Here is a 21,594-nt window from a genome sequence, read left to right as displayed (position 1 = left end):
TCGCTTACTCCTTGTCCAGCTTGCCGACCAGCGACAGGGTGAAGTCGGCGCCCATGTACTTGAAGTGCGGACGCACGTTCAGGCTGACGCGGTACCAGCCCGGCTCACCTTCCACGTCGCTGACGATCACCTGGGCGGCGCGCAGCGGACGACGGCCACGCACTTCGGCGCTCGGGTTCTCCTGGTCGGCCACGTACTGGCGGATCCACTTGTTCAGTTCCAGCTCCAGGTCGGTGCGCTCCTTCCAGGAGCCCAGCTGCTCGCGCTGCAGGACCTTGATGTAGTGGGCCAGGCGGTTGACGATCATCATGTACGGCAGCTGGGTGCCCAGCTTGTAGTTCAGCTCGGCAGTCTTGCCTTCGGCGCTGATGCCGAAGAACTTCGGTTTCTGCGCCGAGTTGGCCGAGAAGAACGCCGCGTTGTCGCTGCCCTTGCGCATGGTCAGGGCGATGAAGCCCTCTTCGGCCAGCTCGTACTCGCGACGGTCGGACACCAGCACTTCGGTCGGGATCTTGGTCTCGATCTCGCCCATGCTCTCGAAGTGGTGCAGCGGCAGGTCTTCCACCGCGCCACCGCTCTGCGGGCCGATGATGTTCGGGCACCAGCGGAACTTGGCGAAGCTGTCGGTCAGCTTGGTGCCGAAGGCGTAGGCGGTGTTGCCCCACAGGTAGTGCTCGTGGCTGTTGGCCACGGTTTCCTTGTAGACGAACGACTTGACCGGGTTCTCTTCCGGGTCGTACGGGTTGCGCAGCAGGAAACGCGGCACGGTCAGGCCGATGTAGCGCGCGTCCTCGGACTCGCGGAAGCTCTGCCACTTGGTGAACTGCGGGCCTTCGAAGTGATCCTTCAGGTCCTTCAGGTCTGGCAGGCCAGTGAAGCTTTCGAGGCCGAAGAATTTCGGGCCGGCCGCGGCGATGAACGGCGCGTGGGACATGCAGGCGACGCTGGAGACGTACTGCATCAGCTTGACGTCGGGCGAGCTCGGCGACATGAAGTAGTTGGCGATGACCGCGCCGACCGGCTGGCCACCGAACTGGCCGTATTCAGCGGTGTAGATGTGCTTGTACAGGCCAGCCTGCATGACTTCCGGCGAGTCTTCGAAGTCGTCCAGCAGGTCCTGCTTGGAGACGTTGAGGATCTCGATCTTGATGTTTTCGCGGAAGTTGGTGCGGTCGACCAGCAACTGCAGACCGCGCCAGGCAGACTCCATGGACTGGAAGTCCGGGTGGTGGAGGATCTCGTCCATCTGGCGGCTGAGTTTGGCATCGATCTCGGCGATCATGCGGTCGACCAGCGCTTTCTTGACCGGCTCGCCGTCATTCTGCGGCTTGAGCAGTTCTTCGATGAAGGCCGACACGCCGCGCTTGGCGATGTCGTAGGCTTCGTCATCCGGGGTCAGGCGGGTTTCGGCGATGATGCTGTCGAGAATGCTGAATTCGCTGTTCTCGGCGCTCTGTTGCTCTGCTGCGGTGCTCATGGCAATTAGGCTTCCTTGACTAGGGGGATCAGGCGTCCGGCTGAGCGTTCAGGCCCAGCTCGCCGAGCACGCGCTCGCGGGACTCGTTGTCGGCCAGCACACCCTCGATGGCCTTGCGGAAGGCCGGGGCGTTGCCCAGCGGGCCTTTCAGGGCAACCAGGGCTTCACGCAGCTCCATCAGCTTCTTCAGCTCAGGGACTTGCTCGACCAGGCTGGCCGGGTTGAAGTCCTTCATGGTGTTGACGCGCAGGCTCACCGCCAGCTCGTCGCCTTCGGCGCCTTCCTGCAGGCGGTTCGGCACGGCCAGGGTCATGCTCAGTTCCTGCTTGGCCAGCACTTCGTCGAAGTTCATCTTGTCGATGCTGATCGGCTTGCGGTCTTCGATCTTGCGATCGTCGGCACGCAGGGTGTAGTCACCGATCGCCAGCAGCTTCAATGGCAGTTCGATCTCTTCCTGAGCTCCGCCGGTGGCGGGTTTGAAGGTAACGTTGATGCGTTCCTTGGGGGCTACCGAGCCTTCTTTGGCCATTGGTTTTCTCCTTGAGGGTTATGGCCCTTGGGCCTATTCGAGTACGACTTCGAGATCGAGGTGGCACAGCCTGCGGTAGATCTCGTCCTTGCGTTCGCGCACCACATGGTTCTGCGGCAGCAGCTCGCAGCAGGTGTGCAACAGGTGCAATACCTGCAACGACAGGTCTGGCTCCCAGGCATCCAGGCCGGATTGGCGCAGTTGCTCGTCGAGGGCTTCCAGTTGGGTCTTGGCCAGTTCGTATTTCTTGGCCGTGTAGCAGAGGCGCGCCTGGCTCAGTTGCCAGAAAAAGCGCTCGCGCCCGCCGTGGGCGCCCTGCATCTGCTGCTTGAGGTGCTGCACCGCGCTCTTGAGGCCGTCCTTGCGCAGGATCGGCAGGCTCGCCTCCAGGGCTTCATCCCAGGGGGCCTGGCGCACGCCGGGCTCGGCCACTGGCTGGGCCACGGCGGTTTGCAGGTGGGGGGTGACCTGGGCGGCGACCCAGGCGCGGGTTTCGGGGTCGGCGAACGGGGTGCCGTCGTGAAACTTGAGCTCGATGACGCTGGGCAGGCGTTGCAGCAGCGAGGCGAAGTTCATCTCCACTTCGCGCATGCCGGCTTCGACGTTCAGGGCCTGGCAGCACTCCCACACCAGGCGCTGGCCATCGAACCAGAACGGTGCCTTGGCCACGCTGTTTTCCAGCTCAACCAACAGGTCGGCATAGTTGCCCTGCTCGAAGCGGTCCTTGTAGCTCTTGAGTTTGTCGGCGGGCAGGCCGCGCAGGGCGGTGACGTTCTCGGCGTTGCGCTCGGGCATCGCTTCGATGGGCAACCACAGCAGCGTGCGGTTCAGGCGCAGGGCGCGCAGGTCGGTGGCTTTCTGCCGCTGCCACCATACGCACAGCTGCCGGCCCTGCTCTTGCTGGGCGCGCAGGGCCTTGTTGGCGTCCTTCTCGTTCTCCACCGGCTCGCCGGGGGTGAACAGCTGGGTGGCGGCCTGCTTGACCTGGGCGACGATGGCGCCGACTGCGCCGGGTTGTGGTTCGTTGTCGGCGGAGCGCTGGACCTGGCCTTTGAGTGCGCGGCAGATCGGCAGCAGCAGAGGCGCGTCGTCCCCCAGCCGGGCGGACAGCGCCGCCTCCAGGCCGCTTAGCTGCTCGACCATCTGCTGGAACAGCGGCAACTGCTCCTTGATGGCGATATCCGCACCCAGCGCCTGTTCGAGGCGCGGCACCAGCCAGCCGATGGCGGCGGAACGGGTACGGGGTTTGGCGGGGTGGACGTCGTCCCAATGCTGCTCGCACAGCTCGCGCAGCACGCTGATGCCGGCCAGCAGGCCGGCGTAGGATTCACGCTGGAACAGGGCCCAGGTGAACCACGAGGCCACGCGCAGATCCTTGGACTGGTCGCGCAATAGCGCTTCGCTGTTCTCGAGGATTTTCAGCCAGTCCACCTGGCCGCTGGCGTGGATCGACTGGGCGCGGGTCAGCTCGTTTTCGAGGGCTTCGAACTCGGTGGAAAAACGCACGTCTTCACCGCCGAAAGAGCCGGGGGAGACAGCATTTTTGCCAAGTTCAAGATAGCGCGCGGCCAGCTTCGAAGAGTAGGACATCCTTTTCTCACAGTTAGAACCTCGCCATCGACCCTGGAACTGACGTTCAGGATTTGCCGATCTGGAAGTTCTATTGATTCAGCCCACAATCCGGCGGGCAGTCGATCAAACGGTCGAATAGCCTAATGCTATCAATAGCGCTTTGCAATCACTCAAATGGATAGCAAACGCAGGAGCAGCGGGCTTCTAGGGGTTTCCCTGATGGCGCTCATATATACCCTGACCCACCTGGGAAAGTTGTCAGGTTAATGTTTGAAACAATATTCCGTTGTTTTAACTTAAATTTCACACACATAAGCAACAACACATGTTAGCGCCAACACCAGACTTCATTGAAGGGCCGCAACAGTAATCAGTGATGCGCTCGAAACACAATTACTTGAATCAAATTTCAGGGCATTCCTACATCGAGCCCCGCAGCATCTTGCAACAAGAACATGCGCTCATGCCGGCTGAAGTTCTGGACTCAATGCAGGCACTTCGCGCCACGGCAGCTCGGCCCAACGCCCCTCGGGCGCCAGCAATGCCTGAAGCCGCTGTTCGTCAAAAAGACCCAACGAATCGGCGCGAAAGGCCCCGACCCATTGCCGACGACCGGCAAGGTAGGCCGCGCCGAAATCCGCCCAGCCATCGAAACAGTCCTGGGCGCGCTGGGCGTTGAGCAACAGCACGCGCCAGCCAATGTCGGGCGCCAGCCAACCCAGCAACAGGGCGCAGCGCACAAGAAAAGCGCAGCGCAGGCAGGCGAAGGCCAGCGAGGCACGCGGGTCGTCGGTCGGTTGCAGGTTGAGCAGGTCGAGGCGGAACCACTGGCGCTCGAAGTCGGTGGCGAAGTAGCGCTGGATCTCTTCGTCGCTGGCGCTGCCTTGCAGGCCGGCGATGTGCAGCAAGGGTATGCGCAGGAAGTCCTGGGCACTTTGGGTGAAGTTCGTGCAGTGCTTGTTGTAGAAACCGTCCACCTGCATGGCCTCTGCCATCGGGCTCGCCAGCGCCAGCGCAAGGTGCCTGCGGGGGCTGTACAGCTCGAAATCCGGCGCGCGCGGGCGCAGCCAGCGTGCAAGGAGCCAGGTGGCGACCAGCATGCCCAGGAAGATCAACATCGCAATTGCCTCAGCGGGGGGTGGATAGCCAATCGGCGATGCCAGCGGCCATGGCCGCGGTCATGCCGGGCCAGGTCACGGCTTCAGTGGCGTAGACCGGGCCGTCGTGTGCGGGCTGGCCAAGCAGGTGGCGCAAGGCGTAGCGCAACGTGGCGGTGCGCGGTGGCGTCACGCGCAACTGTTCGGGCTGACGCGCCGCCACCAGCCATTCCACCAGCGCCGAGGGCGCGGCGAAACGGTCGAACAACTGCGGGTGCTGGGCGATCAGCCGCGCCTGGGTAGCGGGGTCGGTCACCGCTTCCAGCCGACACCAGCCCGCGTCACAGCGCACCACACCGATGGCCAGGCAATCCGCCGGCGTTTGCCGGTCGGTGCCCAGCGCATTCAGGCAGCTGAGCACGTCGTCCAGGTAGCGGGCGACCGGCGGGCGGTTCTGTTTGCCCTTGAGCTGGTCGAGGCGCAGGCTGCCGTCGGCCATGACCAGCAGGCTGATGGTGATGTGCGGCTGGCCCTGGCCATCGCGCAGGCTGAAGATGCGCATGCGCCCGGCCTCCACGGCCTCGGCGTAGCTTTCGCCGTAGCCACCGTGCAGGGCGCGGCGGTCGGCGAACTGGCCGAGGCAGTGGCGCATCACGTAGCTTTCGAAGGCCATTTCCTCACGCAGGTGCGGGCCGTCCGGCAGCAGCTCGACCAGCGCGTGCTCTTCGCATTCGACCACCTGGCGCACGGCCTCCGGCCGGCTCTGGCGCCAGCCTTGGGCCTGGCGCGCGGCCATGCGGGCGTGCTCCTGGTGCCACAGCGCCAGGGCCTGCGGGCAGTTGATGCGTTCGAGCTTGCCGTCCAGCGCCGTGCCTTTGCGCGCGGCGAGGAACTCCACCAGCATCGCTTCCTGCTCCAGCACCGCGGGGTGTTCCGGGTCGAGCCAGGCGAGCGTCACGGCGCCGTCCGCCTTGGCTGCCTGCTCCAGGTGGCGGCCGACCCAGGCCGGTACGGCCTGGCCTTGCAGCAAGGTCGCGGCCTGCTCGAGGCTGTTCACCCTATGCACCGGCTCGAAGTTGCCGACCAGCTGGCGGTAGAAATGGTTGAGCAGCCAGCTACGCACCGGCGCTTCGTCGCCCCTGGCCTGGCTGCGTTGCTCAAGCCGGCGCTTGAGCGCTTCGGCGTTGAGCAGGTTGCGCGGCGCATAGGCGCCGGCGCGCGGGGTGGCGATCATTTCCACACTTGCCACCAGCGCTTGGCCACAGGCTCCTGCACCGGCTCCTGCTGCATCTCGTCGATGATCTGGCGCAGGGTGGCGGCGTTGGCCACGTCGTGGGGCGCCTCGCTGCCGGCACACAGGGCCAGTGCCGCGGTGTAGCGAGCGATGGCTTCATCCTTGCGACCGAGGTTCTTGAACAGGTCACCGGCATCCCAGGTCAGCAGCGTGTCGTTGTGGCCAACGATGATCGCTTCAAAGCGCTGCCACAGCGCCAGCGCGGCGTCCGGCTGGGTGGGGGCCAGGTGCAGGGCTACCTTCATCCGGCAGCGCAGGCCGTCGTAGTCCACTTGCTGATCGGTGATTTCCTGCTCGGCCTGCCAGTCGAGCAAGCGCTGCAGCCAGATCGTGATCTCGTGGTCGCGGTCGAGGAAATACAGCGCCCTGGCGACCTTGCCGATGTAGCCATCCGGGTCGTGACGGCCGTAGCCATGGGCCAGGACGAAGTGCCACAGGGCCTCCGCCGCCTGGCACACCGCGGCGTGGTCGTCGAGGGCGAGCTGGGCGTTGAGCAGGCCGTGGTAGTGCTCGGCGAAGGGGCTGGCGTCGATGCCGCGCTGGTGCAGTTCGATGGACGCCGCGACGCGCTCCTGGCCCTTGAGGTAGCGGTAGTTGATCGCCAGGTTGTTGCACAGCATCGAGTACAGGTGCGCGCAACCGTCGCCGCGATGCCCCTGGCCGCTGGCGAAGTAGCGTTCCAGGCATGCCTGGCCGCGCTCGTAGCTTTCGCGCTGGACCATCTCGCACAAGTGCCAGGCTTCTGCCTGCTGCTCGGGCGCGAGGGTTTCGATGAAGTGCTCGACCAGCCCCGACATTTTGCAGCCGTGGTTGTAGTAGTCGTAACCACTAGCCAGGGTGAACGCTGGCAGGTGCAAGGCAGCGAGCAGGCCCTGCGCACTGGCCGTGGCGTACATCAGGGCATAGCTGCTGCGATGGTCATCCAGCTGGCCGCTGGCGAAGGCTTCCTGCAGCAGGGCCAGCTCGGTGGTGGCGTCGATGCGCCCGGCCTGCCGGTCACGCACGGCCTGCAAGCGCAGGATCCAGGGGTGGCGCGGGGCGATGCGCTGGGCTTCGGCCAGGGCCAGGGCATACAAGCGCGCGAGCCGTTCGGGCTGTTCGCCATCGTCGTACAGCGCTTCGAGCAGCGCGCCCTTCCCCGCTGGCGACTCGTCGAGGGCCGGCAGGCACGCCAGGAAGTGCTCCAGCACCTCTTCACTGTCACAGGCGCGCATGACGCACAGTGGCCACCAGACGCTCGGGTCCTGGGCGAGCAGGCGCTCGACCACCACCTGGGCCGCGACGGGCGCGGCGGATGCGCGCAGGTCGTAGATCTCGTGGAAGGCTCGGCGCCCTGCCCGTTCGATTTCGCCTGCCTCGACCAGCCAAGGCAGCTCATAGGCGATGAAGCTGTTGTCGCCTTCGCAGTCCAGGGCAATGGCCGCGGCCGGCAGGATGCGCAAGGCGCCCGGCAGGTCGCCCTGGGCATGCATGGCCCGGGCGGCGAGGCGCGCCAGGCGCACTTCCCACTCGCGGCGCCGGGCCAGCGGCAGGTCGGCGATCAGCCCCATCACCGGTTGCTCGAACATGGCCAGGCGCAGCGGGATCAGCTCGATCAGGCTATTGCCCAGCCAGGTCCAGTCGCCTTGGTCGATGTCCTGATCCGGGCCCGCCTGGCGCAATGCGGCCACGGCTTCGAGGGCGACCTCGCGGGCTTCGGCCTGCTGCTGATGGTTGTGCAGCGCCCAGGCGCGGCGGCAGGCGCGGTCGGCCTGATCCCAGGCGCGCAGGCTGGCACGCCCGGGGTTGAGCAGGGTCAGGGCGTGGCGGGCATCGATGGCCTTGAGCGCCAGCGCCAGGGAACGCTGCTCGAGCTGCTCGAAGATGCGCGCGCGGCGGTAGTGCTCGACGTCGTAGTCCGGCGCGACCTGGGCCATGGCCTGGGCTTGGTCGAGCAGTTGTTCCAGCAGCGCTTCGTCGTCGCGGTAATTGGCCAGGCGCAGGCGCTTGAGCAGCAGGCACATGCTCAGTTCGGCGCGGGCGGCGGGGTCGCAGTGTTCAAGCAGGCGTTGGCCGTCATGCTCGAGCACGCGGGTGGCGGCATGGAGGTCACCGGCGTTGACCCACAGCACATGCAGGCGCTCGATCGAGCCGATCGAATCGGCTTGCAGCGGCTCGGCCTGCAGCTGCTCCAGCAGCGCGGCCGCGCCATGGTCCTGGAGGACGCCGTCGAGGCGGTCCAGCAATTGCTCGAGTTCAATGCCGGTGATGACGGTATTGGCGACTGTCATGTGCTGCTCCCTGTGATGACCTGCGCACACCCTGTGCGTCGTGGCGCGCACGCTACCAGTTGCGCCAGACAAAGCCAAGATTCCTGGCGCCAATATGCCATCGGCCGGTGATTGCGCTACTGCGCGAGGGCCATAAAAAAACCCAGGGCAAATGCCCTGGGTTTTGGAGTTGGCGTGACGCCGACCGCTTGCGATCAGAACGGAATATCGTCGTCGAAGCTGTCGAAGTCGGCGGCTGGCTGCGGAGCCGGCTGCTGCGGCGCTGGGCGCTGTGGCGCCTGCTGAGGACGCTGGGCTTGCTGACGCGGGGCCTGGTTGTACTGCTGCTGGCCGCCACCCTGGTTGTAGTTGTTGCCACCACCCTGGTTGTACTGGTCGCCGCCACCCTGCTGGTTCTGCGGACGGCCGCCGAGCAGCTGCATGGTGCCGTTGATGTCGACAATGATCTCGGTGGTGTAGCGCTTGATGCCGTCTTTTTCCCACTCGCGGGTCTGCAGCTTGCCTTCGATGTACACCTGCGAACCTTTGCGCAGGTACTCGCCGGCGATTTCGGCAACCTTGCCGAACAGCGAAACGCGGTGCCACTCGGTGCGCTCGACCTTCTGACCGGACTGCTTGTCGGTCCACTGCTCGCTGGTGGCCAGGCTCAGGTTGGTCACGGCGTTACCGTTGGGCAGGTAGCGGACTTCGGGATCCTGACCGCAGGTACCGACCAGAATGACTTTGTTAACCCCACGGGCCATAACGTTCTCCTAGGCTTCGCACGCCGAAGAGGCTGGGTTCACCAGACGCTCGAGGGTCGCACGGTCCAAAATTTTCGTATCCAGTTTGATATAGATGGCGGCTTCTTCTGCCACCACCACGGCGTCGGTCACACCCGGCACGGCCATCAGGCGCTCGGTAAGCCCGGCTTCCCGGACTGCCTCTGGCGTCAGCGGCATGCGCAGGCTGGTCACGTAAGGCGGCTCGTTCATGCGCAACGCAGTGACCAGCCACAGGGCACACAGCCCCGCGCAACCGAGAAACACCATGCTCAGGCCACCGTGCTGGAACAACCAGCCACCGATGATTCCTCCCAGCGCGGCACCCAGGAACTGACTGGTGGAGTACACACCCATTGCAGTCCCTTTGCCACCGGCGGGCGACACCTTGCTGACCAGCGAAGGCAAGGATGCCTCCAACAGGTTGAAGGCGGTAAAGAATACCACGGTGCCGATCACCAGTCCGCGCAAGTTGTCAGCCCACTGCCAGAAGAACAGCTCCACCAGCAGCAACACACTGACCGCGCCAAGCAGCACGCGTTTCATCTTGCGCTTCTTCTCGCCGTAGATGATGAAGGGGATCATTGCAAAAAATGAAACCAGCAGCGCGGTCAGGTACACCCACCAGTGCTCTTCCTTCGGCAGCCCGCCACGCTCGACGAAGGCCAGCGGCAGCGCGACGAAGCTGGCCATGAGGATGGCGTGCAGGACGAAAATGCCCACGTCCAGGCGCAGAAGGTCCGGATGGCGCAGGGTCGGGCCCAGGGCCTGGCGGGCCACGCCGGACTCGCGGTGCTGCAGGGTCTTGTGGGTGTTGGGCACGACGAAGGCGATCAGGGCGATACCGACCAGGGCAAGTCCTGCAGTGGCGAGGAACAATCCTGACAAGCCGAAGGCGCGAGTCAGCAGCGGCCCGACGACCATGGCAACGGCAAACGACAGGCCGATGCTCATGCCGATCATGGCCATGGCCTTGGTGCGGTGTTGCTCGCGGGTGAGGTCGGACAGCAGCGCCATCACGGCTGCGGAAATGGCCCCGGCACCTTGCAGGATGCGCCCGGCGATCACGCCCCAGATCGAATCGGCCTGGGCCGCCAGCACGCTGCCGAGGGCGAAGATCACCAAGCCCAGGTAGATCACCGGGCGGCGGCCGATGCGGTCGGAGATCATGCCGAACGGAATCTGCAGCACGGCCTGGGTCAGGCCGTAGGCGCCGATGGCCAGGCCGATCAGCGTAGGCGTGGCACCGGCCAGGTCCATGCCGTAGGTGGCCAGCACCGGCAATACCATGAACATGCCCAGCATACGAAAGGCAAAGACCAGGGCCAGGCCGCTAGCGGCGCGGGTTTCGCTGCCACTCATGCGCTCGTTGTGGGTGTCGTGCATGGATTAACCTCGTGTGAACCGGCGGCGATTCTACCAGTCCGACGGCTTGGCGGCATCTGCGCGACGCTTTGCCGCGTACTGGCAGCGCGCCGTATACTCCTTTGTTTATGCCCGCCGAGCGAGGCCGCAGTGGACAAGATCCTGATTCGTGGGGCACGTACCCACAACCTGAAGAACATCGACCTCACGCTACCGCGGGACAAGCTGATCGTGATCACCGGCCTGTCCGGCTCCGGCAAGTCGTCGCTGGCGTTCGACACGCTGTACGCCGAGGGCCAGCGCCGCTATGTGGAATCGCTGTCGGCCTACGCCCGGCAGTTCCTGTCGATGATGGAAAAGCCCGACGTCGACACCATCGAAGGCCTGTCGCCGGCGATTTCCATCGAGCAGAAGTCCACCTCGCACAACCCGCGCTCCACCGTGGGCACCATCACCGAGATCTACGACTACCTGCGCCTGCTCTATGCGCGGGTGGGCACGCCGCGCTGCCCGGACCACGATATCCCGCTGGAAGCGCAAACGATCAGCCAGATGGTCGACCTGGTGCTGGAAAACCCCGAAGGCAGCAAGCTGATGCTGCTGGCGCCGGTGATCCGCGAGCGCAAGGGTGAGCACCTGGCGGTGTTCGACGAGCTGCGCGCCCAGGGCTTCGTGCGTGCGCGGGTCAACGGCAAGCTCTACGAACTGGACGAACTGCCCAAGCTGGACAAGCAGAAGAAGCACAGCATCGATGTGGTGGTGGACCGCTTCAAGGTGCGCGCCGACCTGCAACAGCGCCTGGCCGAGTCGTTCGAGACCGCGCTCAAGCTGGCGGACGGCATCGCCCTGGTAGCGCCGATGGATGACGAGGACGGCGAAGAGACGATCTTCTCCGCGCGCTTCGCCTGCCCGATCTGCGGCCATGCGATCAGCGAGCTGGAACCTAAGCTGTTCTCCTTCAACAACCCGGCCGGCGCCTGCCCGACCTGCGATGGCCTGGGGGTGAAGCAGTTCTTCGATACCAAGCGCCTGGTCAACAGCGAGCTGACCCTGGCCGAGGGGGCGATACGCGGCTGGGACCGGCGCAACGTCTATTACTTCCAGATGCTCGGCTCGCTGGCGGCGCACTATGGCTTCAGCCTTGAACAGCCGTTCGGCGAGCTGTCGGCCGAGGACCAGAAGGTCATCCTGCACGGCAGCGGCAAGCAAAGCGTCGACTTCAAGTACCTCAACGACCGGGGCGATATCGTCAAGCGCTCGCACCCGTTCGAAGGCATCGTGCCCAACCTCGAGCGCCGCTACCGCGAGACCGAGTCGGCCACCGTGCGCGAAGAGCTGGCCAAGTTCCTTGGCACCCAGCCCTGCCCCGACTGCCGCGGCACCCGCCTGCGCCGTGAGGCGCGGCATGTGTGGGTGGGCGAGAAGACCCTGCCGGCGGTGACCAACCTGCCGATCGGTGAAGCCAGCAACTACTTCAGCGACCTGACCCTGACCGGCCGCCGTGGCGAGATCGCGGCGAAGATCCTCAAAGAGATCTGCGAGCGCTTGCAGTTCCTAGTCAATGTCGGCCTCGACTACCTGACCCTCGACCGCAGCGCCGACACCCTGTCCGGCGGTGAGGCCCAGCGGATCCGCCTGGCCAGCCAGATCGGCGCCGGCCTGGTGGGCGTCATGTACATCCTCGACGAACCGTCCATCGGCCTTCATCAACGGGACAACGACCGCCTGCTGGCCACCCTCAACCACCTGCGCGACCTGGGCAACACGGTGATCGTGGTGGAACACGACGAGGACGCTATCCGCCTGGCCGACTACGTGGTCGATATCGGCCCTGGGGCCGGCGTGCATGGCGGGCAGATCGTCGCCGAGGGCACACCGGACGAAGTGATGGCACACCCCGATTCGCTGACCGGCAAGTACCTGTCCGGGCGCAAGAAGATTGTCGTGCCGGCCAAGCGCACCCCGCGCAACAAGAAGCTGTCGCTCAAGCTCAAGGGCGCGCGCGGCAACAACCTGCAGAACGTCGACCTGGAACTGCCGATTGGCCTTTTGACCTGCGTGACCGGTGTGTCCGGCTCGGGTAAATCGACGCTGATCAACAACACCCTGTTCCCCTTGGCGGCCACCGCGCTCAACGGTGCCAGCACCCTGGAGCCGGCACCGCACAGCAGCATCGATGGCCTGCAACACCTGGACAAGGTGGTCGATATCGACCAGAGCCCGATCGGCCGCACCCCGCGTTCGAACCCGGCGACCTACACTGGCATCTTCACGCCGATCCGTGAGCTGTTCGCCGGCGTGCCAGAGGCACGCTCCCGTGGCTATGGCCCGGGGCGCTTCTCGTTCAACGTCAAGGGCGGGCGCTGCGAGGCGTGCCAGGGCGACGGCCTGATCAAGGTGGAAATGCACTTCCTGCCGGACATCTACGTGCCGTGCGATGTGTGCAAGAGCAAGCGCTATAACCGCGAAACCCTGGAGATCAAGTACAAGGGCAAGAACATCCACGAGGTGCTGGAAATGACCATCGAGGATGCCCGTGGGTTCTTCGACGCGGTGCCGGCACTGGCGCGCAAGCTGCAGACGCTGATGGACGTGGGGCTTTCCTACATCAAGCTGGGGCAGTCAGCCACCACGCTGTCGGGCGGCGAGGCGCAGCGGGTCAAGCTGTCGCGCGAACTGTCCAAGCGCGATACCGGCAAGACCCTGTACATCCTCGACGAACCGACCACAGGTTTGCACTTCGCCGATATCCAGCAACTGCTGGACGTGCTGCATCGTCTGCGCGACCACGGCAACACCGTGGTGGTCATCGAGCACAACCTGGATGTGATCAAGACGGCGGACTGGTTGGTGGACCTGGGGCCGGAGGGTGGCTCCAAGGGTGGGCAGATCATTGCCGTCGGTACGCCTGAAGAGCTGGCCGAGAAGCAGCAGTCCTATACCGGGCACTACCTGAAACCACTGCTGGAGCGAGATCGGGCCTGATCTCGCGCCCATGAAAAAGCCCCTGTCATGCGAGTGACAGGGGCTTTTTTGCAGCTGTGGATAACTTACATCTGCGACTGCAGGTAGTTCTCCAGGCCGATGGCCTTGATCAGGCCCTGCTGCTTCTCCAGCCAGTAGGTGTGATCTTCTTCGGTATCGGCCAACTGCGCGCGCAGGATGTCGCGGCTTATGTAGTCTTTGTGCAGCTCGCACAGCTCGATGCCCTTGCACAGCGCGGCGCGGACTTTGTACTCGAGCTTGAGGTCGGCAGCGATCATCTCGGGCACGGTGCTGCCCACTTCCAGATCGTCAGCGCGCATGTCCGGGGTGCCTTCGAGCATGAGGATACGGCGCATCAGCGCATCGGCGTGCTGCGTCTCTTCTTCCATCTCGTGGTTGATGCGCTCGAAGAGCTTGCCCAGGCCCCAATCTTCATACATCCGTGAATGAATGAAGTATTGATCGCGTGCTGCCAGTTCGCCCTTCAGCAACATGACGAGGTAGTTGATTACGTCCGGGTGACCTTGCATCGCCCTGCTTCTCCCTGTGAATGCGTCGATAGCTCATAGTTTGAACCAGCTTTTGCGCGTGGTCACGGGAAAATGCGCAATTAACGGCAAATAATCGGCTAAACCGTAGTGATTTTCATTGAAAAACCGCCCAAATGAGGGCGGTTCTTTTTATCACTTCGACTTAGGCAAGGGTTATGCCCAGAGCTTTGGCAATGCCTTGCGCATAGGCCGGAGCGGCCTTGTAGAAGTGCTGCAGTTGGCGCTGGATGACGTCCTCGCTGACATTGGCCATGGTACCGGCGATGTTGTTGATCAGCAGCGCTCGTTGTTCGTTGCTCATCAGGCGGAACAGTGCGCCGGCGTGGCTGTAGTAGTCGTTGTCCTCGCGGTGATCGTAGCGATCAGCCGCACCATCGAGGGCCAACGACGGCTCGGCATGACGCGGCGACTGCTTGGGCGCATCGCTGAAGCTGTTCGGTTCGTAGTTCGGCGCGCTGCCGTAGCTGCCGCTCGCCATGGCGCCATCGCGCTGGTAGCTGTGCACGGGACTGCGCGGCGCGTTCACCGGCAGATGCTGGTGATTGGTACCCACGCGGTAGCGGTGGGCGTCGGCGTAGGCGAATACGCGGCCTTGCAGCATGCGGTCTGGCGACAGCCCCACACCCGGGACCATATTGCTCGGGCCGAACGTGGCCTGCTCGACTTCGGCGAAGTAGTTGAGCGGATTGCGGTTGAGCTCCAGCACGCCGACCTCGATCAGCGGATAGTCCTTTTGCGACCAGGTCTTGGTCACGTCGAACGGGTTCTCCTGACGGCTTGCAGCCTCGGCTTCGCTCATCACCTGGATGCACACGGTCCAGCGCGGGTAATCGCCACGTTCGATGGCCTCGAACAGGTCGCGCTGGGCGTAATCAGGGTCGCTGCCGGCCAGGCGCGCGGCTTCGGCAGGGGCCAGGTTCTTGATGCCCTGTTGTGTCTTGTAGTGCCACTTGACCCAGGTGCGCTCACCCTTGTCGTTGATCAGGCTGTAGGTATGGCTGCCGAAACCGTGCATGTGACGGTAGCCGTCCGGGATGCCGCGATCGGAGAACAGGATGGTGACCTGATGCAGTGCCTCGGGCGAATGCGACCAGAAGTCCCACATCATCTGGGCGTTCTTCAGGTTGCTCTGCGGGTGGCGCTTCTGGGTGTGAATGAAATCCGGGAATTTCAGCGGGTCACGAATGAAGAAGACCGGCGTGTTGTTGCCGACAATGTCCCAGTTGCCTTCCTCGGTGTAGAACTTGACCGCAAAGCCGCGTGGGTCGCGCTCGGTATCGGCAGAGCCGCGCTCGCCACCCACGGTGGAGAAACGCAGGAAGGTCTCGGTCTGTTTGCCGACGGCGCTGAACAGCTTGGCGCTGGTGTAGCCGGTGATATCGCCGGTAACGGTGAAAGTACCGTAGGCGCCCGAGCCTTTGGCATGTACACGGCGCTCAGGAATGTTCTCGCGGTTGAAGTGGGCGAGCTTCTCGAGCAGGTGGAAATCGTCGAGCAACAGCGGGCCGCGCGGGCCGGCGGAACGGGAATTCTGGTTATCGGCTACAGGTGCACCGCTGGCGGTGGTGAGAATCTTGCTCATGGGCTCTCCTTATCGGTCTTGAATGGCCGGCTAATCGGCTTGGAGAGAGTATTGACGAGCGGTGTTACACGAACAAATTCATTGCCTGACTTGCATCAATAGAAAATGACAATTCATCAGGCAACAAAAAACCGGGCACTAGGCCCGGTTCTTTGTAGCAGACAGAACGTCTTACTCGGCAGCTTCTACAGCACCACCGACTGGACGATCAACCAGCTCGACGTACGCCATAGGCGCGTTGTCGCCAGCGCGGAAACCGCACTTCAGGATGCGCAGGTAGCCGCCCTGACGGGTGGCGTAGCGCTTGCCCAGATCGTTGAACAGTTTGCCAACAGCGGACTTCGAACGAGTACGGTCGAAGGCCAGACGGCGGTTGGCAACGCTGTCTTCCTTGGCCAGGGTGATCAGCGGCTCGGCAACGCGGCGCAGTTCCTTGGCTTTCGGCAGGGTGGTTTTGATCAGCTCGTGCTCGATCAGCGACACAGCCATGTTCTGGAACATAGCTTTGCGGTGAGAGCTGGTACGGCTCAGGTGACGTCCACTTTTACGATGACGCATGATTCATTCCTTACCAAACACAACGTTCGGTGATTACGACGATCAGGCTGTCGCCTTGTCGTCTTTCTTAAGGCTTGCAGGCGGCCAGTTGTCGAGGCGCATGCCGAGAGACAGACCACGGGAGGCCAGGACGTCCTTGATTTCAGTCAGGGACTTCTTGCCCAGGTTAGGAGTCTTCAACAGCTCTACTTCGGTACGCTGAATCAGGTCGCCGATGTAGTAGATGTTCTCCGCCTTGAGGCAGTTGGCCGAACGTACGGTCAGTTCCAGGTCGTCAACCGGGCGCAGCAGGATCGGATCGATCTCGTCTTCCTGCTCGACCACAACCGGCTCGCTGTCACCTTTGAGGTCGACGAACGCGGCCAGCTGCTGTTGCAGGATGGTCGCGGCACGACGGATGGCCTCTTCAGGATCCAGGGTACCGTTGGTTTCCAGATCGATGACCAGCTTGTCCAGGTTGGTACGCTGTTCAACACGGGCGTTCTCGACCACATAGGCGATACGACGCACCGGGCTGAACGAAGCGTCCAGCTGCAGACGGCCAATGCTACGGCTTTCGTCTTCGTCGGTCTGACGGGAGTCGGCCGGCTCGTAACCGCGACCACGAGCTACAGTGAGCTTCATGTTCAGGGCGCCGTTGGACGCCAGGTTCGCGATTACGTGATCGGGGTTGACGATCTCGACATCGTGATCCAGCTGAATATCGGCAGCGGTAACCACCCCCGAACCCTTTTTCGACAAGGTCAGCGTAACTTCGTCACGACCGTGCAGTTTGATAGCCAGGCCTTTCAGGTTCAACAGGATTTCAATGACGTCTTCCTGTACACCTTCGATCGCGGAGTACTCATGGAGTACGCCATCGATCTCGGCCTCGACTACTGCACAGCCAGGCATGGAGGACAACAGGATGCGGCGCAGCGCGTTGCCCAGGGTATGGCCGAAGCCACGCTCGAGAGGCTCGAGCGTGATCTTGGCGCGGGTTGGACTGACAACCTGCACATCAATGTGGCGGGGTGTCAGAAACTCATTTACCGAAATCTGCATGGATGCACCTATTTTCTAGCCCTTACTTGGAGTAGAGCTCGACAATCAGGTTTTCGTTGATGTCGGCGGACAGGTCGCTGCGAGCAGGAACGTTCTTGAAAACGCCCGACTTTTTAGCAGCATCCACGTCTACCCACTCAACGCGGCCACGCTGAGAGCACAGTTCAAGGGCTTGAACAATGCGCAGCTGGTTCAGCGACTTCTCGCGAACTGCGACCACGTCACCCGGACGAACTTGGTAGGATGGAATGTTCACGGTCTTGCCGTTGACGCTGATCGCTTTGTGCGAAACCAGCTGACGGGACTCGGAACGGGTAGAACCGAAGCCCATACGGTAGACGACGTTGTCCAGACGGGACTCGAGCATCTGCAGCAGGTTCTCACCAGTGGCGCCTTTCTTCGAGGCAGCCGCTTGGTAGTAACCGCGGAATTGACGCTCCAGAACACCGTAGATACGACGAACTTTTTGTTTCTCGCGCAGCTGGGTACCGTAGTCGGACTGACGGCCACGGCGCTGGCCGTGGATACCTGGGGCTGCTTCGATGTTGCACTTCGATTCCAGAGCGCGAACGCCGCTCTTCAGGAACAGGTCAGTGCCTTCACGGCGAGACAGTTTGCATTTTGGACCAATGTAACGTGCCATTTATCTGTCTCCTGATTACACGCGACGCTTCTTCGGCGGACGGCACCCGTTATGCGGGATTGGCGTCACGTCGGTGATGCTGGCGATCTTGTAGCCGCAGCTGTTCAGTGCACGAACGGCGGATTCACGACCCGGACCTGGACCCTTGACGTTGACGTCGAGGTTTTTCAGACCGTATTCCAGCGCAGCTTGACCAGCACGCTCAGCAGCGATCTGAGCTGCGAACGGGGTGGATTTGCGCGAACCACGGAAACCCGAACCACCGGAGGTCGCCCAGGACAGTGCGTTGCCCTGACGGTCGGTGATGGTCACGATGGTGTTGTTGAAAGACGCATGGATGTGGGCGATGCCATCAACCACTGTCTTTTTGACTTTTTTACGAGGACGAGCAGCAGGTTTTGCCATGTCTATATTCCTGGGCGATTACTTGCGGATCGGCTTACGCGGGCCCTTACGGGTGCGTGCGTTGGTCTTGGTGCGCTGACCGCGAACCGGCAGACCTTTACGATGACGCAGGCCGCGGTAGCAACCCAGGTCCATCAAGCGTTTGATCTTCATGTTGATGTCACGACGCAGGTCACCTTCGGTGGTGAACTTCGCAACTTCGCCACGCAGGGTTTCGATTTGCTCGTCGCTCAGATCCTTGATCTTTGCGGCTGGGTTGACACCAGCGTCTGCACAGATTTTCTGTGCAGTAGTGCGACCGACACCATAGATGTAGGTCAGCGAGATAACAGTATGCTTGTTATCTGGAATGTTGACGCCTGCAATACGGGCCATTCAGTGGGACTCCAATTGACAGCTACCTACGCCCCGGAAGCCAAGAAATAGGGCGCGAGATAATATCGCTGTAGAAACGAATAATCAACCCAGCAGCACACTAGCTGCTGGGTTTGACGCAGATCACACTCAGCCTTGGCGCTGCTTGTGACGCGGTTCCACGCTGCAGATCACGCGCACGATACCTTCGCGACGAATAATCTTGCAGTTGCGGCACAGCTTTTTCACCGATGCACGAACTTTCATTACCGACTCCTCGAACCTTAAGGGGCTAGATCAGCGCAGCAGACCGCTGCCGCCGTAGCCTTTCAGGTTGGCTTTCTTCATCAGGGATTCGTACTGGTGCGAAACGAGGTGCGATTGTACTTGGGACATGAAGTCCATCACAACCACTACCACAATCAGCAACGAGGTCCCGCCAAGGTAGAACGGCACGTTTGCAGCCACCACCAGGAACTGGGGCAGCAGGCACACGGCCATCATGTAAAGAGCACCGAACATGGTCAAACGGGTCAGAACGCCATCAATGTAGCGCGCCGACTGCTCACCAGGACGGATGCCCGGAATAAAGGCACCGGACTTCTTCAGGTTTTCCGCTACGTCTTTCGGATTGAACATCAACGCTGTGTAGAAGAAGCAGAAGAAAATGATCCCTGCACTAAACAGCAGAATGTTCAACGGCTGACCAGGAGCGATCGACTGCGAGATGTCCTGCAGCCAGCCCATACCTTCGGACTGACCGAACCAGGCACCCAGCGAAGCCGGGAACAGCAAGATGCTGCTCGCGAAAATGGCCGGGATTACGCCCGCCATGTTCACTTTCAGCGGCAGGTGGCTGGTCTGCGCAGCGAAGACCTTGCGGCCCTGCTGACGCTTGGCGTAGTGAACGGCGATACGACGCTGACCACGCTCAATGAACACCACGAAACCGATAATCGCTACTGCCAGCAAACCGATAGCGACCAGGGCGAAGATGTTGATATCGCCTGTACGCGCAGACTCGAAAGACTGCCCGATTGCTCTCGGAAGACCGGCAACGATACCTGCGAAGATCAACATCGAGATACCGTTGCCCACACCGCGCTCGGTGATCTGCTCACCCAGCCACATCATGAACATCGCGCCTGCCACAAAGGTGGAGACGGCGACGACATGGAAGCCGAGGCCAACAGAAAACGCCACGCCCTGGTTGGCCAGGCCAATGGACATGCCAATGGCTTGAACCAGCGCCAGGATAACGGTGCCGTAGCGGGTGTACTGGCTGATCTTGCGACGGCCAGCTTCACCTTCCTTCTTCAACTGCTCCAGCTGCGGGCTGACAGCGGTCATGAGCTGCATGATGATCGATGCCGAGATGTACGGCATGATCCCCAGTGCAAAGATGCTCATGCGCTCCAGCGCGCCGCCGGAAAACATGTTGAACAAGCTAAGAATGGTCCCCTCATTCTGCCGGAACAGATCCGCGAGACGGTCCGGGTTAATGCCTGGTACCGGGATGTGCGCGCCAATCCGATAGACGATGATCGCCATGAACAGAAAACGCAGACGAGCCCAGAGTTCCGACATCCCGCCCTTACCGAGCGAAGAGAGAGCACCTTGCTTAGCCATTTATTCCTCGAACTTGCCGCCAGCTGCTTCGATAGCCGCACGTGCACCTTTGGTGACGGCGATACCCTTGAGGGTGACTGCGCGAGTGACTTCGCCCGACAGCATGATTTTCACACGCTGTACGTGCTGGCCGATCACGTTGGCGTCCTTGAGGGACTGAACGGTGATCAGATCGCCTTCCACCTTGGCCAGCTCGGACAGACGCACTTCTGCGCGGTCCATGGCTTTCAGGGATACGAAGCCGAACTTCGGCAGGCGACGGTGCAGCGGCTGTTGACCGCCTTCGAAGCCTGGAGCAATGGTGCCACCGGAACGCGAAGTCTGACCTTTGTGACCACGGCCACCAGTCTTGCCCAGACCGCTACCGATACCACGGCCCGGACGGTGCTTCTCGCGACGGGAACCCGGCGCTGGACTCAGATCATTGAGTTTCATCGATTAACCCTCGACCTTCAGCATGTAGTAAGCCTTGTTGATCATCCCGCGGTTCTCGGGAGTATCCTGGACTTCTACAGTGTGACCGATACGACGCAGACCCAGACCCTTGACGCACAGTTTGTGGTTAGGGATACGGCCCGAGACGCTCTTGATCAGCGTAACTTTAACGGTTGCCATGATCAGCGGATCTCCTCAACAGTCTTGCCGCGCTTGGCAGCAATGGACTCAGGGGATTGCATGGCTTTCAGACCCTTGAAGGTGGCGTGTACCACGTTCACTGGGTTGGTCGAGCCGTAGCACTTGGCCAGGACGTTCTGAACGCCAGCAACTTCCAGGACGGCACGCATTGCGCCACCGGCGATGATACCGGTACCTTCCGAGGCAGGCTGCATGTAAACCTTCGAGGCGCCGTGGGCGGCCTTGGTGGCGTACTGCAGGGTGGTGCCTTTCAGGTCAACCTGAATCATGTTGCGACGAGCAGCTTCCATAGCTTTCTGGATCGCAGCTGGTACTTCGCGCGATTTGCCACGGCCGAAGCCAACGCGGCCCTTGCCATCACCTACCACGGTCAGCGCGGTGAAGGTGAAGATACGGCCGCCTTTGACGGTCTTGGCAACGCGGTTAACTTGAACCAGCTTCTCGATGTAGCCTTCGTCGCGCTTTTGATCGTTATTTGCCATAACTTAGAACTCCAGCCCGCCTTCACGAGCAGCATCAGCCAGCGCTTTGACGCGGCCATGGTACTTGAAGCCGGAACGGTCAAAGGCAACTTGAGATACACCGGCGGCTTTCGCACGCTCAGCTACCAGCTTGCCAACCTTAGTGGCCGCGTCGATGTTGCCGGTGGCACCATCACGCAGTTCTTTGTCCAAGGTCGAGGCACTTGCCAGAACCTTGCTGCCGTCGGCCGAGATGACCTGGGCGTAGATGTGCTGCGAGGAGCGGAACACGCACAGACGCACGGCTTCGAGCTCGTGCATTTTCAGGCGTGCTTTGCGAGCGCGACGCAGTCGAGTAACTTTTTTGTCGGTCATTTGCTA

General features: G+C 62.2%; 22 protein-coding genes. 1 reads left to right on the top strand and 21 read right to left on the bottom strand.

Features of this window, described 5'->3' with window-relative positions; all coding sequences use genetic code 11:
• Positions 1–4 precede the first annotated feature (4 nt).
• The 8 genes from tssC to ACQ4N9_RS12355 form a co-directional block, all read right to left on the bottom strand.
• Positions 5–1,477, bottom strand: a complete 1,473-nt coding sequence (gene tssC, locus ACQ4N9_RS12390; protein WP_110996292.1) for a type VI secretion system contractile sheath large subunit — start codon at positions 1,475–1,477, stop codon at positions 5–7.
• A gap of 28 nt (positions 1,478–1,505) precedes the next feature.
• On the bottom strand, positions 1,506–2,006 hold the full coding sequence (gene tssB, locus ACQ4N9_RS12385) for a type VI secretion system contractile sheath small subunit (RefSeq protein ID WP_110996291.1): 501 nt from the start codon (positions 2,004–2,006) through the stop codon (positions 1,506–1,508).
• A gap of 33 nt (positions 2,007–2,039) precedes the next feature.
• Positions 2,040–3,596, bottom strand: a complete 1,557-nt coding sequence (gene tssA, locus ACQ4N9_RS12380; RefSeq protein ID WP_125462390.1) for a type VI secretion system protein TssA — start codon at positions 3,594–3,596, stop codon at positions 2,040–2,042.
• A 443-nt stretch (positions 3,597–4,039) separates the two neighbouring features.
• The gene (locus tag ACQ4N9_RS12375; protein ID WP_258705592.1) at positions 4,040–4,696 is read right to left on the bottom strand and encodes a DUF1266 domain-containing protein; all 657 of its coding nucleotides are present in this window, start codon (positions 4,694–4,696) and stop codon (positions 4,040–4,042) included.
• A 10-nt stretch (positions 4,697–4,706) separates the two neighbouring features.
• Positions 4,707–5,909: a hypothetical protein gene (locus ACQ4N9_RS12370; RefSeq protein WP_390966528.1), complete on the bottom strand. Its 1,203-nt coding sequence runs from the start codon at positions 5,907–5,909 to the stop codon at positions 4,707–4,709.
• Positions 5,906–8,239 carry a hypothetical protein gene (locus ACQ4N9_RS12365; RefSeq protein WP_390966526.1) on the bottom strand — a complete coding sequence of 778 codons (2,334 nt, stop codon included), beginning with the start codon at positions 8,237–8,239 and terminating at the stop codon, positions 5,906–5,908. The genes ACQ4N9_RS12370 and ACQ4N9_RS12365 overlap by 4 nt, the downstream gene beginning before the upstream one ends.
• Positions 8,240–8,433: 194 nt before the next feature.
• Positions 8,434–8,982: a single-stranded DNA-binding protein gene (locus tag ACQ4N9_RS12360; protein ID WP_110996355.1), complete on the bottom strand. Its 549-nt coding sequence runs from the start codon at positions 8,980–8,982 to the stop codon at positions 8,434–8,436.
• 9 nt (positions 8,983–8,991) lie between these two features.
• Positions 8,992–10,386 (bottom strand): MFS transporter, encoded by a 1,395-nt coding sequence (locus ACQ4N9_RS12355; protein WP_110996354.1) that lies wholly within the window; start codon positions 10,384–10,386, stop codon positions 8,992–8,994.
• Positions 10,387–10,515: 129 nt separating this feature from the next.
• Between ACQ4N9_RS12355 and uvrA the strand changes: the two genes are divergently transcribed.
• Positions 10,516–13,350, top strand: coding sequence for an excinuclease ABC subunit UvrA (gene uvrA / locus ACQ4N9_RS12350; protein WP_347150018.1), 2,835 nt, complete (start codon positions 10,516–10,518; stop codon positions 13,348–13,350).
• 65 nt (positions 13,351–13,415) lie between these two features.
• On the opposite strand, the gene bfr is transcribed toward uvrA, so the two are convergent.
• From bfr to rplR, 13 genes are all read right to left on the bottom strand, one after another.
• A complete protein-coding gene (bfr, locus tag ACQ4N9_RS12345) occupies positions 13,416–13,880 on the bottom strand; it encodes a bacterioferritin (protein WP_347150017.1) in 465 nt (154 codons plus the stop codon).
• Positions 13,881–14,043: 163 nt separating this feature from the next.
• Positions 14,044–15,483 (bottom strand): catalase, encoded by a 1,440-nt coding sequence (locus ACQ4N9_RS12340; protein WP_390966524.1) that lies wholly within the window; start codon positions 15,481–15,483, stop codon positions 14,044–14,046.
• Between the two features lie 171 nt (positions 15,484–15,654).
• Positions 15,655–16,041: a 50S ribosomal protein L17 gene (gene rplQ, locus ACQ4N9_RS12335; RefSeq protein WP_003255451.1), complete on the bottom strand. Its 387-nt coding sequence runs from the start codon at positions 16,039–16,041 to the stop codon at positions 15,655–15,657.
• 42 nt (positions 16,042–16,083) lie between these two features.
• Complete coding sequence (locus tag ACQ4N9_RS12330) at positions 16,084–17,085, bottom strand: DNA-directed RNA polymerase subunit alpha (RefSeq protein WP_003255452.1); 1,002 nt, start codon at positions 17,083–17,085, stop codon at positions 16,084–16,086.
• A 22-nt stretch (positions 17,086–17,107) separates the two neighbouring features.
• Positions 17,108–17,728: a 30S ribosomal protein S4 gene (gene rpsD, locus ACQ4N9_RS12325; RefSeq protein WP_110996351.1), complete on the bottom strand. Its 621-nt coding sequence runs from the start codon at positions 17,726–17,728 to the stop codon at positions 17,108–17,110.
• Between the two features lie 15 nt (positions 17,729–17,743).
• Positions 17,744–18,133 (bottom strand): 30S ribosomal protein S11, encoded by a 390-nt coding sequence (rpsK, locus tag ACQ4N9_RS12320; RefSeq protein WP_003255454.1) that lies wholly within the window; start codon positions 18,131–18,133, stop codon positions 17,744–17,746.
• Between the two features lie 18 nt (positions 18,134–18,151).
• Positions 18,152–18,508: a 30S ribosomal protein S13 gene (gene rpsM, locus ACQ4N9_RS12315; protein WP_003255457.1), complete on the bottom strand. Its 357-nt coding sequence runs from the start codon at positions 18,506–18,508 to the stop codon at positions 18,152–18,154.
• Between the two features lie 129 nt (positions 18,509–18,637).
• Positions 18,638–18,754: a 50S ribosomal protein L36 gene (gene rpmJ / locus ACQ4N9_RS12310; RefSeq protein WP_032116397.1), complete on the bottom strand. Its 117-nt coding sequence runs from the start codon at positions 18,752–18,754 to the stop codon at positions 18,638–18,640.
• A gap of 30 nt (positions 18,755–18,784) precedes the next feature.
• Positions 18,785–20,116, bottom strand: coding sequence for a preprotein translocase subunit SecY (gene secY / locus ACQ4N9_RS12305; protein ID WP_003257108.1), 1,332 nt, complete (start codon positions 20,114–20,116; stop codon positions 18,785–18,787).
• Positions 20,117–20,551 carry a 50S ribosomal protein L15 gene (gene rplO / locus ACQ4N9_RS12300; RefSeq protein ID WP_110996350.1) on the bottom strand — a complete coding sequence of 145 codons (435 nt, stop codon included), beginning with the start codon at positions 20,549–20,551 and terminating at the stop codon, positions 20,117–20,119. It lies immediately after the preceding gene.
• 3 nt (positions 20,552–20,554) lie between these two features.
• Positions 20,555–20,731, bottom strand: coding sequence for a 50S ribosomal protein L30 (gene rpmD, locus ACQ4N9_RS12295; RefSeq protein ID WP_011531895.1), 177 nt, complete (start codon positions 20,729–20,731; stop codon positions 20,555–20,557).
• A 2-nt stretch (positions 20,732–20,733) separates the two neighbouring features.
• Positions 20,734–21,234: a 30S ribosomal protein S5 gene (gene rpsE / locus ACQ4N9_RS12290; RefSeq protein ID WP_046857343.1), complete on the bottom strand. Its 501-nt coding sequence runs from the start codon at positions 21,232–21,234 to the stop codon at positions 20,734–20,736.
• A 3-nt stretch (positions 21,235–21,237) separates the two neighbouring features.
• On the bottom strand, positions 21,238–21,588 hold the full coding sequence (gene rplR / locus ACQ4N9_RS12285) for a 50S ribosomal protein L18 (RefSeq protein WP_011531893.1): 351 nt from the start codon (positions 21,586–21,588) through the stop codon (positions 21,238–21,240).
• Positions 21,589–21,594: the final 6 nt, after the last annotated feature.

The sequence above is a fragment of the Pseudomonas sp. ES1 genome (assembly GCF_050586605.1).
Classification (GTDB): Bacteria; Pseudomonadota; Gammaproteobacteria; order Pseudomonadales; family Pseudomonadaceae; genus Aquipseudomonas; species Aquipseudomonas sichuanensis.
The sequence above is the reverse complement of the archived record's forward strand: the minus strand, read 5'-3'. Positions and strand labels throughout refer to the sequence as shown.